This is a genomic window from Pseudomonas sp. P4795 (assembly GCF_048822895.1).
Classification (GTDB): Bacteria; Pseudomonadota; Gammaproteobacteria; order Pseudomonadales; family Pseudomonadaceae; genus Aquipseudomonas.
The window spans coordinates 781,231-795,600 of the sequence record NZ_JBMFBT010000002.1; the positions used below are offsets into that span (position 1 = coordinate 781,231).

A 14,370-nucleotide genomic window follows, 5' to 3' on the forward strand; every position below is an offset into this window, starting at 1 on the left:
AGGAAAGGCGACGCCCGCGAGGGTGTCGCCTTTTTTTGTGCTCGATGGTTTTTTACACGGGCTGTTTACGGCCTACAGATTTGGGCGTTTGGTGGGAATGTTTCCGACAACTTGCGTCGGTTGTCGCTCCGAAATGGGCTGGGTAGGCTTTGGGGCGTCGCTGCAAATTCAGCGAACGGGCTTGGTCGTCCGGGTTTAGAATGGCGCACTTTATAAGCTTGCTTATGGCGAGCTGTGCGTGGGAGGGCTAACGGCCCTGCCGGGTATCCATTCCCTGGTCGACCAACCTGCGTACGGTTCGCCACCCTACTGCTTGGTCGCAGTGAGCGGCGAACTCCACATCCCGAATGGAGTTCCACCATGAAAAAGCCAACACCCAACCCACCCGAAACCGACGACACCTCGCCCTACGAATCCGCCGATTCAAAGAAATTCCACGACGTCGCCGAACGCGCCCTCGACCACCACTTCAACCCCATCCCGAAAAATGCCCCGGCCGACAACCGAGCCAGATGTTTCAGATCGCCCAAGGTATGGACGACGAGAGTCTGTTGGCGCATGCGTGTGAATCGTTGGCTACGGCGAGTGTCATGGCCAGCGATGTTGCGGCCTACGTTGACTCGCCGCAGCGGCATCGGATTCTTGGGATACAGCAAGTGATCATGCTGGCGGAACTGGCGGTGAATCGGGTGTTGGATAATGTCGAGGTCGGTCGGCCTGCGGCGCATAGCTGAAATGGTTTTGGGCTGTTGCTGGAACTCAATCAGGCTCCAGAGCAGCCCCTCACCCTAGCCCTCTCCCAGAGGAGAGGGGACCGACCGAGGTGTTTGGACAAGGTACGCCGACGTGGAACACCGAGGTGAACTCAGGTTTGAAAAGCACCCAAATCGGCTCCCTCTCCCTCGGGAGAGGGCTGGGGTGAGGGGCGAATCCAACACAAACCCCAAAGCCAATCCCCACAACCTACAACATCCATCAACCAGCCCACCAGCGGCAAAGCCGCCCCACTCAACAGGATGAGCATTAGCTCGGCTGCAGCTCTTGATCTTGATCCAGAGGTCCCGTCGGCAGGCTGAGTGGAGGGGTTCATCCGGGGGGAACATCGAGAGGAGGTGCAGCGCAGCAAACCGGAGGCGATGCCCCGGATGAACCCCGGAGCGAAGGAACCCGAGCCACAGCGAGGGCCGAACGTCAGGGTAAAGACCTTTTGGTTACTTTTGGGGCGTTTTGCCAAAAGTGACCCGCCGTCAGGGCGGAACCCTAAGCAGCCACAACCGCAGCAACGGATATGCCCCCAAAACCCCAAAAAACCCTGTCCCAAACCTGAACACACACTCTGAAATATCCGCTGCCATTGAAACCACGCAAAGCCTGCCCCATCTAACACCCATATCCAATTGCGCAGGTGCCCCATGAGCGACCAGCAAGAATTCCCCGATAACCCCGCCGACTACACCGAAACCACAGACGACCACATCGAACACCACCCCACCGGCAAAGGCCTGGCCCTCCCCGGCCAGAACCTGCCGGACAAGGTCTACGTCATCCCGATCCACAACCGCCCGTTCTTCCCGGCCCAAGTCCTGCCGGTCATCGTCAATGAAGAACCGTGGGCCGAAACCCTCGAACTGGTGAGCAAATCCGAACACCACTCCCTGGCCCTGTTCTTCATGGACACGCCCCAGGAAGACCCGCGCCACTTCGACACCGGCGCATTGCCCGAGTACGGCACGCTGGTCAAGGTGCACCACGCCAGCCGCGAAAACGGCAAACTGCAATTCGTCGCCCAGGGCCTGAGCCGTGTGCGCATCAAGACCTGGCTCAAGCACCATCGTCCGCCGTATCTGGTGGAAGTCGAATACCCGCACCAGCCGACCGAGCCGACCGATGAGGTCAAGGCCTACGGCATGGCGCTGATCAACGCGATCAAGGAACTGCTGCCGCTCAACCCGCTGTACAGCGAAGAACTGAAGAACTACCTCAACCGCTTCAGCCCGAACGATCCGTCGCCGCTGACCGACTTCGCCGCCGCCCTGACCTCCGCCACCGGCCCCGAGCTGCAAGACGTGCTCAACTGCGTGCCGATGCTCAAGCGCATGGAAAAAGTCCTGCCGATGCTGCGCAAGGAAGTCGAAGTCGCGCGTCTGCAGAAAGAAATTTCCGCCGAAGTGAACCGCAAGATCGGCGAGCATCAGCGTGAGTTCTTCCTGAAGGAACAGCTCAAAGTCATTCAGCAAGAACTCGGCCTGACCAAGGACGACCGCAGCGCCGACATCGAACAGTTCCAGCAGCGCCTTGAAGGCAAAGTCCTGCCGGCGCAGGTAAAGAAACGCCTCGACGAAGAAACGCACAAGCTGTCGATCCTCGAAACCGGATCACCGGAATACGCGGTCACGCGCAACTACCTCGACTGGGCCACCTCGGTGCCGTGGGGCGTGTACGGCGAGGACAAACTCGACCTCAAGCATGCGCGCAAGGTGCTCGACAAACACCACGCCGGTCTCGACGACATCAAGGACCGCATCCTCGAATTCCTCGCGGTCGGCGCTTATAAAGGCGAGATCAGCGGCTCCATCGTGCTGCTGGTCGGCCCGCCGGGTGTGGGTAAAACCAGCGTCGGCAAATCGATTGCAGAATCTCTCGGCCGACCGTTCTACCGCTTCAGCCTCGGCGGCATGCGCGACGAAGCCGAGATCAAGGGCCATCGCCGCGCCTACATCGGCGCGCAGCCGGGCAAACTGGTGCAGGCGTTGAAAGACGTCGAAGTGATGAACCCGGTGATCATGCTCGACGAGATCGACAAGATGGGCCAGAGCTACCAGGGTGACCCGGCCTCGGCGCTGCTCGAAACGCTGGACCCGGAACAGAACGTCGAATTCCTCGACCACTACCTCGACTTGCGCATGGACTTGTCGAAAGTCCTGTTCGTCTGCACCGCCAACACCCTCGATTCGATCCCCGGCCCGTTGCTCGACCGGATGGAAGTGATTCGACTGTCGGGTTACATCACCGAAGAAAAAGTCGCCATCGCCAAGCGTCACCTGTGGCCAAAACAGCTGGAAAAGGCCGGCGTATCGAAAGGCAGCCTGAGCATCAGCGACAGCGCGTTGAAAGCCTTGATCGACGGTTATGCGCGTGAAGCGGGGGTGCGTCAGCTGGAAAAACAGCTGGGCAAACTGGTGCGTAAAGCCGTAGTGAAATTGATCGACGAGCCGAAAGCGGTGATCAAGATCGCGCCGAAAGACCTCGAAGCGTCCCTCGGTCATCCGGTATTCCGCAACGAGCAAGTGCTGTCCGGCACCGGTGTCATCACCGGTCTGGCCTGGACCAGCATGGGCGGCGCGACCTTGCCGATCGAAGCAACGCGCATTCACACGCTGAACCGTGGTTTCAAACTCACCGGACAACTCGGTGATGTTATGAAAGAGTCGGCGGAGATCGCCTACAGCTACGTCAGCTCGCATCTGAAGTCGTTTGGTGGCGATCCGAAATTCTTCGACGAAGCTTTCGTCCACCTGCACGTGCCGGAAGGCGCAACCCCGAAAGACGGCCCGAGCGCCGGCGTGACCATGGCCAGCGCCCTGCTTTCACTTGCGCGTAATCAGGCGCCAAAAAAAGGTGTGGCAATGACTGGCGAACTGACGCTGACCGGGCATGTACTGCCGATTGGCGGGGTGCGCGAGAAGGTGATTGCGGCGCGGCGGCAGAAGATATTCGAACTGATTCTGCCGGAGCCGAACCGGGGTAACTTCGAGGAATTGCCGGAGTATCTGAAGGAAGGTATTACCGTGCACTTTGCCAAGAAGTTTTCGGATGTGGCGAAGGTGCTTTTTTAATCGAAAAAAAGACGCTGTCGAAGTCGATTCGACGGCGTCAATCCTTATATAACAAAAACTCCGCCCCTCCCTACGAAACAGATCTAAAAAACTGTCAACTCTGACAGTATCTTCCAATGATCATTCTTAAGACAATGAATGAGATACTTGTCGAATGTGGCAATATCCTAATCGTAAGTCAGGGAGTATAAAAATGAATATGGCCGAGACGGCAAAACAAGAATTTGCAGCCAAGATTGACGGAGTCGATTATATACCTCATCGAACCCACGCTTATTTTGACGAAGACAGCATGAACTTTACGGCTTCGCAAGATGACCCTAATACCAACGAACATAGATCCTTCCATATAAAATTCGCTTTAGATACTCCAAACGGCGAACACAATCAATCAAGCAAATATGTCAGACACATGATTTACCAAGACAAGCTATTCCCCAACAACATAACAGCAAATCTTTATTCAGGAGTATTTCAAGTTATTTTTGACAGAGAGACCAATAAATACACGGCAACATTCGACACCATACTTCGCAGTACAACCCAAGAATTCCATATCAAAGGTAACTTTGAGATGGTGGAGAATGAAACTCTCTGATTAAAGAAGAAAGGTGTGAGGTACCCAACGATTTTTGAGTCCTTCGCTACGTGGGGCTCAAAAAATTCCAAGTTAGTTGAACCACAGACTTTTTTGCCTTTTAGTTCATTAGAGGTTCCTTTGACCGCTCACGCTGTCACACTTCGTCTCATCTTCAGTTATGCTCGCCGTTCGTCGTGAACGCCGGAGCCGCTGACCTTATGTCCCCCACTCGCCTGTTTGTCCCGCTGTCCCTCGCCCTGCTGGCCGCCTGCGCCACGCAACCGAAAACCAACGTGACCGTGGAAAAACAAAGCGAATGCCCGGTGAAACTCACCAACGGGCAAAACCTGATCATCACCCTGCCAAGCAATCCCACCACTGGTTATCGCTGGGCCATTCAGGATTCGGCCGGCGGCGTGTTGCGCGCGCTCAGCCCCGAGGTTTACACCAACCCGGAAGACGCTGGCGTGGTCGGCGCGGCCGGTGTGTCCACTTGGCGCTTCCAGGCGTTTACCGCCGGCACGGGGCGTCTGCGCCTGACCTCGCAACAGCCATGGGCACCGGAAGTGCTGCCGGTGGAAACCTTTGACTGCGCAATCTCGGTGAACTGAGCGTGGGCTGGCTGATCCTGGCGCTGATGGGCGCGGTGACTTTTCTTTACGGCTTGAGTACCCACGCGGCGCTGCTGTGTCTGTTGGTCAAACCGTTGCCGGTGCTGGCGTTGCTCGGTTGGCTGCACGATGCACCACCAAGCGATTACCGCCGCTGGATCAGCCTCGGTCTGATTTTTTCGCTACTCGGTGATGTGCTGCTGGCGTGGCCGGGGGATTTGTTTGTGTTTGGCTTGGGCGCGTTTCTGGTCGCGCATCTGGCATATCTAAAGGCTTACCTCAGCGACTGCAAACGTCTGGCACTGTTGCCGCTGATTCTCGCCCTCGGTGTAGGCGCCGTGCTGCTGGGGATTCTGATTTCCCACGGGCTCGGGCCGTTGCTGGTGCCAGTGATCATCTACGGCACAGCAATCAGCGCCATGCTCTGGCGTGCCCTCGCGCGTCTCGGCACTGATGTGCCGAAGCGTTCGGCATTGCTCGCGGCCGGCGGTGCGCTGGCTTTCGTGTTTTCCGACAGCGTTATCGGCATCGACCGCTTCGCCGCCCCGTTCAACGCAGCGCCGTACGTCATCATCCTCAGCTATTGGCTGGGCCAGTGGGGCATCACCGCCTCCGCGTTCTTCCAGAAACAACACTGAACCCTGTGGCGAGGGGGCTTGCCCCCGTTGGGCTGCGGAGCAGTCCCAATCTCGATCGACGCATTCTTTCCAGTTAGACCGCATCTACCGATCTACGACGGCTGCGCCGCCGAACGGGGGCAAGCCCCCTCGCCACAATGTCCATTTCAGCCTTCAACAAGCACCGGACCGGCGGTTTATCAGACAACCCAAGCATCCGCGCGCCACTTTGGCTAAAATGCCGGCCTTTCCATTTCCACCGCCGGAACCGCCGTGAGCAAAGAACCCGATCGCATTTTCGCCCAGCCTTTGGCCCAGGTGCCTGACTTCGCCTTCAACGAGGACGTGGTGCGAGTGTTTCCGGACATGATCAAGCGCTCGGTACCGGGTTATCCGACCATCGTCGAAAACCTCGGCGTGCTCGCGGCACAATTTGCTCAGCCGAACAGCGTGCTCTACGACCTCGGTTCGTCGCTCGGCGCGGTGACTCAAGCGCTGCGCCGACATGTACGCACCGAAGGTTGCCGGGTTATCGCTGTGGATAACTCGGCGGCGATGGTCGAGCGCTGCCGCGAGTACCTCAACGGTCAGGACTCGATGTTCCAGGAATTGCTGCCGGTCGAAGTGATCGAAGGCGACATTCTTGCGCTCGACTTCCAGCCCGCCTCGGTCGTCGCGCTGAATTTCACCCTGCAATTCATCGCCCCCGATCAGCGCACCGCGTTGCTCGCGCGTATTCGCCAGTCTTTGCTGCCCGGCGGCGCATTGATTCTGTCGGAGAAGCTGCGTTTCAACGATGCTGAAGAACACGCGCTGCTCACTGATCTGCACGTCGCGTTCAAGCGCGCCAACGGCTACAGCGATCTGGAAATCGCCCAGAAGCGCAGCGCCATCGAAAACGTCATGAAGCCCGACAGCCTCGAAGAACACCGCGAACGCCTGTTGGCCGCCGGGTTCTCGAAAGTCGTGCCGTGGTTCCAGTGTCTTAACTTTGCCTCGTTGATTGCCTTGCCATGATTGATCTGTCCCCCCTCGCCCGCCGTTTGGCCGGCACGCCGCTGGCCGAATGGGCCAACACCCTGCAAGCGCAACTCGACAAGAAAATGGAGAAAGGCCACGGCGATCTCGAGCGCTGGCAAAGTGCGCTGGACGCCTTGCCGAAGATCCAGCCGAACGAAGTGGACTTGCTCAACGGCTTGAAGCTCGACACCGATTGCGACGATGAAACCCGCGCGCAAATGCGCACTGCATTGATGGGCCTGTCGCCATGGCGCAAAGGCCCGTTCGACCTGTTCGGCGTGCACGTCGACACCGAATGGCGCTCGGACTGGAAGTGGTCACGGGTCGCGCCGCATCTGGATCTGAAAGGCAAACGCATTCTGGATGTCGGCTGCGGCAACGGCTATTACATGTGGCGCATGCTCGGCGCGGGTGCCGACAGCGTAATCGGCGTCGATCCGAACTGGCTGTTCTTCTGCCAGTTCCAGGCCGTGCAGCGTTATCTGTCAGAGCCGAATGCCTGGCACTTGCCGTTCCCGTTCGAAGACCTGCCGCCGAACATGGAAGGCTTCGACACGGTGTTTTCCATGGGCGTGTTCTATCACCGTCGTTCGCCGATCGAGCACTTGCTTGCACTGAAGGATTGCCTGGTCAAGGGCGGCGAACTGGTACTGGAAACCCTGGTGGTCGAAGGCGACAAGCATCAGGTGCTGGTGCCGGAAGATCGCTATGCGCAGATGCGTAACGTGTGGTTCCTGCCGTCGGTGCCGGCGCTGGAATTATGGCTGCGCCGCGCCGGGTTTACCGATATTCGCTGTGTTGACGTGAGTACGACCACGGTCGAGGAACAACGCGGGACGGAGTGGATGAAGTATCAGTCGCTGAGCGATTTCCTTGATCCTGAAGATCACAGCAAAACCGTCGAAGGGCTGCCGGCGCCGATGCGTGCGGTGATTGTTGCCAAGAAATAACCCGATCTCCCAAAATTCCGCGGTGAGCCCACCCCTCACCCCAACCCTCTCCCGAGGGAGAGGGAGCCGATCTTCAAGCTTTTCAGAACTTGAGTTCGGCTCAAAAATTTCAGGTCGGCGTAACGTCAACATTCACCTCGGTCGGTCCCCTCTCCCCTGGGAGAGGGTTAGGGTGAGGGGCTCTTTGCTCGGCGTGCCCGAAAGAACTCGCTGAGCACCGCCCCACACTCCTCCGCCAACACCCCGCCTTCATACAACACCCGATGATTCAAAAAGCCCTGGGTAAAAAACTGCCCCTGGCTCTGCACAATCCCGGCCTTGGGTTCCAGCGCGCCATACACCACCCGTGCAATCCGTGAATGCACAATCAACCCCGCGCACATGCTGCACGGCTCCAGCGTGACGTAGAGCGTGCTGCCCGGCAGACGATAGTTGCTCACCGCCTGGGCCGCCGCGCGGATCGCGACCATTTCCGCGTGCGCGCTCGGGTCGCTGCCACTGATCGGGCAGTTGAAGCCGCGCCCGATGATCTCGCCGTCCTGCACCAACACCGCGCCCACCGGCACTTCGCCGAGCGCCGCGCCTTGCGCCGCCAACACCAACGCTTCGCGCATGAAGTCGCGGTCACGGCTGCGGTCGATGATCGCGGCGGGGCGAATCTGGCGCATCACTTCACCTCGATGGCGGCCATCAGGCCGGTTTCCATGTGGTCGATCACATGGCAGTGGAACATCCAGACACCCGGGTTATCCGCCACCAGCGCCACTTGCGCACGCTCGTTCTTGCCCAACAGATAAGTGTCGGTGAAGTACGGAATGACCTTGTGCCGGTTCGACGCAATCACCTTGAAACTCATGCCGTGCAAGTGGATCGGGTGCTGATACTGGGTCATGTTCTTCAATTCGAAAATATAGCTCTGACCGAGTTTCAGGCTGGCAATCGGCCGGTCGGCGCAGGTTTTGTCAGTGATATCCCAAGCCTTGCCGTTGATCTGCCACAGGCTTGGCGGCCTGCCGTTGTCGACGTTAACCGACACCGAGCCGACCCATTCGAAATTGAAGTTGAGTTTCTCGGCGTTGGCCAGATCCGGCTCGGCTACCGGGTTGGCCGGCAGCGCCTTTGGCCATTCGGTCGGCGCATCACTGTTCGCCACCGAACGCAGCGTGCCCAGTCGTACCGGGCCGTTGCGCAGCGACAGTTCTTCACCAGCCGCAGGCACTTTGATCGCCAGACAGATACGCATGCCGGGGCCGAGCCAGTATTCCTTGCCCAATGGGCGCGGTTCGACCGGGTTGCCATCCAGCGCATAGATCTGCGCTTCGACACCGGGAATGTTAATGCGATAAGTCAGGGTGTTATCAAGATTGAGCAAACGTACCCGCGTGATCTGCCCGGCCGGCAGATCAATCACCGGCAGCGGTACACCATTAATAGTCGACAACCGCCCCGCCGTACCGCCACGCGCCGCTTCACGCGGAATGCTGAATTCGACGAAGTTGCCTTGCTCATCGATGTGCCAGTTCTTCAGGCTCAAAGTCTTTTCATACTTGAACCCGGTCGGCTCGCGCTCCTCGACAATCAGCGGCCCCACCAGCCCGCGACCGAGCTCTTCGCTGCTACTGACGTGCGGGTGATACCAATAGCTGCCAGCGTCCGGCACACGGAATTTGTAGTCGAAGTATTCGCCCGGCAACACCGGCAACTGCGAAACGTATGGCACGCCGTCCATCTCCAGCGGCAGGCGAATGCCGTGCCAGTGAATCGTGGTCGCGACCGGCAGATGATTGATAAAGCGCACCCGCAACCACTCGCCCTGACGCACACGCAACTCGGTACCCGGCGCCGACGGCCCGAACGCCCAGGCCTCAGTCTTGTGCCCCGGCACCAGCTCAACGTCCAGCGGCGCGGCGATCAGCTCATAGTCATGCCCCGCGTCGGCATCGGCCATCTTGCCCAACCAATAACGCGACGCGCCCCCCGCCCCCACGCCAACGACAACAAGACCGGCCAGGCCACCGAGGATTTGGCGACGGGTAAAGGACATGAACTCAACTACCTCACGTATTTGCGGCGGGCCAAGGCCCGCAAAAGGCGAATAAGATACACCTGCAACTGAGAAAGATTAAGTGAAGTGTTGTCACAGCCTTGCCCCGCAGTGCGCGACAAAGGGCGCCTCGCGGCACCCTTCTCGCCCAAGTTGTGGACCTGGCTTACTTTGCGGCGCTACTTGCCCACTGCGCCACAAATTCGGCGACCCGCTGTTCGATGCGGCTCTCGACGGTGCGCAAGCGCAAAAGGGGAATATCTGCCTTGCGCAATATGCTGTCTTTCAACGCGTCCCGATCAGCCTGCTGCGGCTTGTCATGCTCCCCACCATCGACCTCTATTACCCCCAACGGCTTTTTCCCGACTTTGTAATAGAGTACGAAATCGCAACTGGCCTGGTTGTTCATGAACTCCAGTTCTCGTGGCGTCAAACTCTGATTGGCTGTCGAGACCAACTGGATCAGTTTGACCTGCCCATGAAACATAATCCCCTGACACGTGTTCTGATCCAGCGCCTCACGCAGTATTTGCGCAACGATCTGTTCGGATTTGTATTCGGAATCTTCACGCCGCAGCTTGGCGTTGAGCCGTTCCAGCGATTTATCATACTGCGCGTAAAGCAGGTCGAAAGCCGATATCACGGGTGCGCGGAGGAGCTGCCCCTCTTCGGCGTAGTACTCCATGTAACGCACCAACGCCGCGATATCTCCGTTGTTTGTCGTGAACACGTCCTCCCCGGTGACCAGCGTGAAACGGTTTTTTGCTCGCGACACCGCCACATTGACCATGCGCGGATCGTCCACAAAATCCAGACGGTCCTGAGCGATGCGTTTCTTGTCCAGTACGGTAGAAAAGACAATCTCGTCGCACTCGCGGCCCTGAAACTTATGCACCGTGTCGTTGACGAAGTCACCCGGCAGTAATGTGCCCGAGAGGGTGGCCTGATCTCGGAAAGGTGCGATAAACCCTCTGCCATCCTCCCCGTGCCAAGCACTCTCGCCCTGCTCTTCAAGCACGGCCAGCAGCGAATCCAGTTCCCGTTGGTTGGTGTTGTCGCGCGTGTGGTTTCCTTTTGCGGTAACCAACAGTGACAAAGACTTTTCCCCGGAGTCCTGGGTCATAGGAACCAGCTGATTGTCATAAAACTGCTGATTGCAGAACTGAATGATTTTTGGGTGACACCGATAGTGCTCTTTCAAAAGAGTCATCGGTATTGATTCATTGAAAACACTGACGCACGAATCGAGCAGGCTGTACTTCTCGCAGTCGTAATGATCTTTGGGTGCGGCCACCGCCAGCTCTGTGGGAATATGTGCCAGCTGCTTTCTATCACCGACGATAATGAGATTCCTCGCGCAACTCAACGCCAGTATTCCGGGAACGATGTCCTGTTGCGAGGCCTCGTCGATGATGACGTAGTCCAGCAATGCTCCGCCTGGAAGCGAGTTGACGATCGAATGCGTACCGCTGGAAATGATTGGATAGCGCTTCACGAATCCATCGAAGTTGCGCTTGTAAGTGTTGGCATCGAAGGGTGCAGAATCCGGTACATGCTGATGAAGATACTGCTTGAGATACTTCATCGAACCGCTGGTCAGCTCTTCCAGCAGCACTTGGTAATCGCCCGCTTTCAACGCTTGCTGATGGGTGGACAGCAGCGCTTTTTTTTCCTGCAACGCCATGTCGTAGTAATGGAGTTGCAGGCCGTAAAAGATCGATTTGCGCTTTACCCAGTCATCGAAAGGCTTCATGCGCAGAATCTTGAAGTTGAACAGCATTTCGATCCTGTCCTTGACCCTGACGCGGTCGCCTCCAAGATGCGTCAGGTAAGCCATGAGATCCGTAGCCTTTTGCGCAGAGAGCTTATATCGGTCCAATCCGCCGAGAGCCTGCACGCCGTTGTCCTGCTGCCACTGCCGCAAATAGCTTCGCTCTAACTCCAGCTCAGCGATTTCAATCTGCAACTGCGCCACCGCGTTACGGGTATTCAGAAAACGCGTCAGCTGTTGCAACACGCCTTGGATGTGCTCTATCGAAGGCGCCGCTTCGGGAGCAGTCGAGGGCCGAGGGCAAGGGTTGGCAAAGAACGCCCTGCGGTTTTCTGTGCTGCCCAGCAAAGCGACGAGGTAGTCCAGCCCTGACTTGCCCAGCTTTTCACAGACATTCGCCACGGCCGCGTTGTTGTTCGACACCACCGCCACGGTTTCTCCACGTAGCAGAATATTGGCGATGATGTTCAGAATGGTCTGAGTCTTACCGGTGCCCGGAGGCCCTTCGATCAGACTGATCTGCGAGGTAAAGGCCTGTTCGACTGCTTTTAGCTGACTTTCATTGATACCAAAAGGAAAGATGAAAGGCCCTGATTGCTCCAGCCTTTGATTCTGCCCATTGCAATAAGCCTGCAATGCCGTGCCGGCGGATGAAGGAATGGCCTTCAACTGGCGCAGCACATTTTCAGCGATATCTTTGTCCGCCTGCTTCGCAGCCTTCTCGACGCGTCTGGTAGCTACAGAAAAGAAATAGTCGAACGTTGACTCATCTTTCATCGTGGTCGGCGCGACAAGTTCGATAGTGTCCATTCGCGACACATACTTTTTGGGATTGTCGGGATATTGAATCACGGCATATTTCTCGCCGTAGATTTCGGCTTTCGCTATGGAGCTGGCCGTCGAGCTACCCTTCTTGCGCAGAAGCTGATGTTCCACCTCTCGGGTAGGAACAACTTCGCAGTCTTCGATGGGACTGGAAAAATTCTTTCCTGAAGGAAAGTGGCAAGTCAGCGATACTCCACCGCGACCATCACTCTTCATTGTCCAGTCGCTGATCTGGCGGGTCTTATCGACACCTTTCACGTAGATGGAAACCATAAATCCCTTTCGCAGGCTCGTTTCAAGCCTGTACACGTCCATGTAGTAGAAATCCGGATCTAGCGATCCGACGAATTTGACATTAGAGTGACATCATCACCCATACCCACACCAACTTCCAGTCGGCGCGCCGTACGCGTGACTTCAACTTGCAACTTTGAAACGCTTCCCGCAGATGCAACAAGGGCGCCTCGCGGCGCCCTTGTTATTCAGCTTATTCCCACTCAATCGTCGCCGGCGGCTTACTCGACACGTCATACGTAACGCGCGAAATGCCTTCGATTTCATTGATGATGCGGCCGCTGACAGTTTCCAGCAGTTCGTAAGGCAGGTGGGCCCAACGCGCGGTCATGAAGTCGATGGTTTCCACGGCACGCAGGGCCACGACCCAGGCGTAACGACGGCCATCGCCTACAACACCAACCGATTTAACTGGCTGGAACACCACGAACGCCTGGCTGACTTTGTGGTACCAGTCGGCCTTGCGCAGCTCTTCGATGAAGATGTGGTCGGCACGACGCAGCAGGTCGGCGTATTCCTTCTTCACTTCACCGAGGATGCGCACACCCAGGCCCGGGCCCGGGAACGGGTGACGGTAGACCATGTCGTACGGCAGGCCGAGTTCCAGGCCCAGACGACGCACTTCGTCCTTGAACAGTTCGCGCAGTGGCTCGACCAGTTTCAGGTTCATCTCTTCCGGCAGGCCGCCCACGTTGTGGTGCGACTTGATCACGTGCGCCTTGCCGCTTTTGGCGCCAGCCGACTCGATCACGTCCGGGTAGATGGTGCCCTGTGCGAGGTACTTGATGTTGTCCAGTTTGTTCGACTGGGCATCGAATACGTCGATGAAGGTACGACCGATGATCTTGCGCTTCTTCTCTGGGTCGGACTCGCCGGCCAGATTGTTCAGGAACTGCTCTTCAGCGTTGGCGCGGATCACCTTGACGCCCATGTTCTCGGCGAACATGGCCATCACTTGCTCGCCTTCGTGCAGACGCAGCAGGCCGTTGTCAACGAACACGCAGGTCAGCTGATCGCCAATCGCTTTGTGCAGCAGCGCGGCAACCACCGAGGAATCGACACCGCCGGACAGACCCAGCAACACGTTGTCGGTACCGACCTGTGCACGAACCTGAGCGATAGCGTCTTCGGCAATCTTCGACGGCGTCCACAGGGCTTCGCAGCCGCAGATGTCGAGGATGAAGCGCGACAGGATGCGACCGCCCTGTTTGGTGTGGGTCACTTCCGGGTGGAACTGCACGCCGTAGTAGCCGCGTTCGTCGTTGAACATACCGGCAATCGGGCAGCTCGGGGTGCTGGCGAGGATGTGGAAGTCTTCCGGCATCTTGGTGACTTTGTCACCGTGGCTCATCCACACGTCGAGGCCGAACAGGCCGTCGGCGTCGATGTGGTCTTCGATGCCGTCGAGCAGACGGCTCTTGCCGACCACGTCAACGCGGGCATAACCGAACTCACGCAGCTCGGAACCTTCAACCTTGCCGCCCAGTTGCTCGGCCATGGTCTGCATGCCGTAGCAGATACCGAAAACCGGGACGCCGAGGTCGAACACCGCTTGCGGGCAACGCGGGCTGTTGGCTTCGTGTACGGACTCGGGGCCGCCGGCGAGGATCACGCCTTTTGGTGCGAATTCGCGAATGGCATCCTCGTCCATGTCGAACGGATGCAGTTCGCAGTACACACCGATCTCACGCACGCGGCGGGCGATCAGTTGGGTGTATTGCGAACCGAAGTCGAGGATCAGGATGCGGTGAGCGTGAATATCGAGGGCCATGATTCAGTCTCGTCTAGTCAATCAGTAACAGTCGTGATTCAGAAACAACTC

10 protein-coding genes and 1 pseudogene are annotated in these 14,370 nt (G+C 57.8%); 7 read left to right on the forward strand and 4 right to left on the reverse strand.

Annotated elements, in window-relative coordinates:
- The first annotated feature begins 360 nt into the window (after window positions 1–360).
- From ACOI8A_RS07995 to cmoB, 7 genes and pseudogenes are all read left to right on the forward strand, one after another.
- Window positions 361–734, forward strand: a pseudogene (locus tag ACOI8A_RS07995) (DUF6124 family protein).
- Window positions 735–1,412: 678 nt separating this feature from the next.
- Complete coding sequence (gene lon / locus ACOI8A_RS08000; protein WP_420650593.1) at window positions 1,413–3,836, forward strand: endopeptidase La; 2,424 nt, start codon at window positions 1,413–1,415, stop codon at window positions 3,834–3,836.
- Between the two features lie 193 nt (window positions 3,837–4,029).
- The gene (locus ACOI8A_RS08005) at window positions 4,030–4,434 is read left to right on the forward strand and encodes a hypothetical protein (RefSeq protein ID WP_420650592.1); all 405 of its coding nucleotides are present in this window, start codon (window positions 4,030–4,032) and stop codon (window positions 4,432–4,434) included.
- Between the two features lie 200 nt (window positions 4,435–4,634).
- Window positions 4,635–5,027 carry a protease inhibitor I42 family protein gene (locus ACOI8A_RS08010; RefSeq protein WP_420650591.1) on the forward strand — a complete coding sequence of 131 codons (393 nt, stop codon included), beginning with the start codon at window positions 4,635–4,637 and terminating at the stop codon, window positions 5,025–5,027.
- Between the two features lie 2 nt (window positions 5,028–5,029).
- Window positions 5,030–5,665, forward strand: coding sequence for a lysoplasmalogenase (locus tag ACOI8A_RS08015; protein WP_420650590.1), 636 nt, complete (start codon window positions 5,030–5,032; stop codon window positions 5,663–5,665).
- 252 nt (window positions 5,666–5,917) lie between these two features.
- Window positions 5,918–6,661, forward strand: a complete 744-nt coding sequence (gene cmoA, locus ACOI8A_RS08020) for a carboxy-S-adenosyl-L-methionine synthase CmoA (RefSeq protein WP_420650589.1) — start codon at window positions 5,918–5,920, stop codon at window positions 6,659–6,661.
- Window positions 6,658–7,614, forward strand: coding sequence for a tRNA 5-methoxyuridine(34)/uridine 5-oxyacetic acid(34) synthase CmoB (gene cmoB / locus ACOI8A_RS08025; protein ID WP_420650588.1), 957 nt, complete (start codon window positions 6,658–6,660; stop codon window positions 7,612–7,614). The genes cmoA and cmoB overlap by 4 nt, the downstream gene beginning before the upstream one ends.
- Before the next feature lie 167 nt (window positions 7,615–7,781).
- Here the strand turns inward: cmoB and tadA are convergent, their stop codons facing one another.
- The 4 genes from tadA to guaA all read right to left on the reverse strand — a co-directional run bounded on the left by tadA (window position 7,782) and on the right by guaA (window position 14,319).
- A complete protein-coding gene (tadA, locus tag ACOI8A_RS08030; protein ID WP_420650587.1) occupies window positions 7,782–8,282 on the reverse strand; it encodes a tRNA adenosine(34) deaminase TadA in 501 nt (166 codons plus the stop codon).
- Window positions 8,282–9,658: a multicopper oxidase family protein gene (locus ACOI8A_RS08035; protein ID WP_420650586.1), complete on the reverse strand. Its 1,377-nt coding sequence runs from the start codon at window positions 9,656–9,658 to the stop codon at window positions 8,282–8,284. Before ACOI8A_RS08035 ends, tadA begins: the two co-directional genes overlap by 1 nt.
- A 166-nt stretch (window positions 9,659–9,824) precedes the next feature.
- Complete coding sequence (locus ACOI8A_RS08040) at window positions 9,825–12,527, reverse strand: AAA domain-containing protein (RefSeq protein ID WP_420650626.1); 2,703 nt, start codon at window positions 12,525–12,527, stop codon at window positions 9,825–9,827.
- 214 nt (window positions 12,528–12,741) lie between these two features.
- On the reverse strand, window positions 12,742–14,319 hold the full coding sequence (gene guaA / locus ACOI8A_RS08045) for a glutamine-hydrolyzing GMP synthase (protein WP_420650585.1): 1,578 nt from the start codon (window positions 14,317–14,319) through the stop codon (window positions 12,742–12,744).
- Between the last annotated feature and the right edge of the window lie 51 nt (window positions 14,320–14,370).

Coding starts and splice junctions, on each gene's coding strand:
- lon (WP_420650593.1), top strand. CDS start 1,413: ATGAGCGACCAGCAAGAATTCCCCGATAACCCCGCCGACTACACCGAA.
- ACOI8A_RS08005 (WP_420650592.1), top strand. CDS start 4,030: ATGAATATGGCCGAGACGGCAAAACAAGAATTTGCAGCCAAGATTGAC.
- ACOI8A_RS08010 (WP_420650591.1), top strand. CDS start 4,635: ATGTCCCCCACTCGCCTGTTTGTCCCGCTGTCCCTCGCCCTGCTGGCC.
- cmoB (WP_420650588.1), top strand. CDS start 6,658: ATGATTGATCTGTCCCCCCTCGCCCGCCGTTTGGCCGGCACGCCGCTG.
- tadA (WP_420650587.1), bottom strand. CDS start 8,282: ATGCGCCAGATTCGCCCCGCCGCGATCATCGACCGCAGCCGTGACCGC.
- ACOI8A_RS08035 (WP_420650586.1), bottom strand. CDS start 9,658: ATGTCCTTTACCCGTCGCCAAATCCTCGGTGGCCTGGCCGGTCTTGTT.
- ACOI8A_RS08040 (WP_420650626.1), bottom strand. CDS start 12,527: ATGGTTTCCATCTACGTGAAAGGTGTCGATAAGACCCGCCAGATCAGC.
- guaA (WP_420650585.1), bottom strand. CDS start 14,319: ATGGCCCTCGATATTCACGCTCACCGCATCCTGATCCTCGACTTCGGT.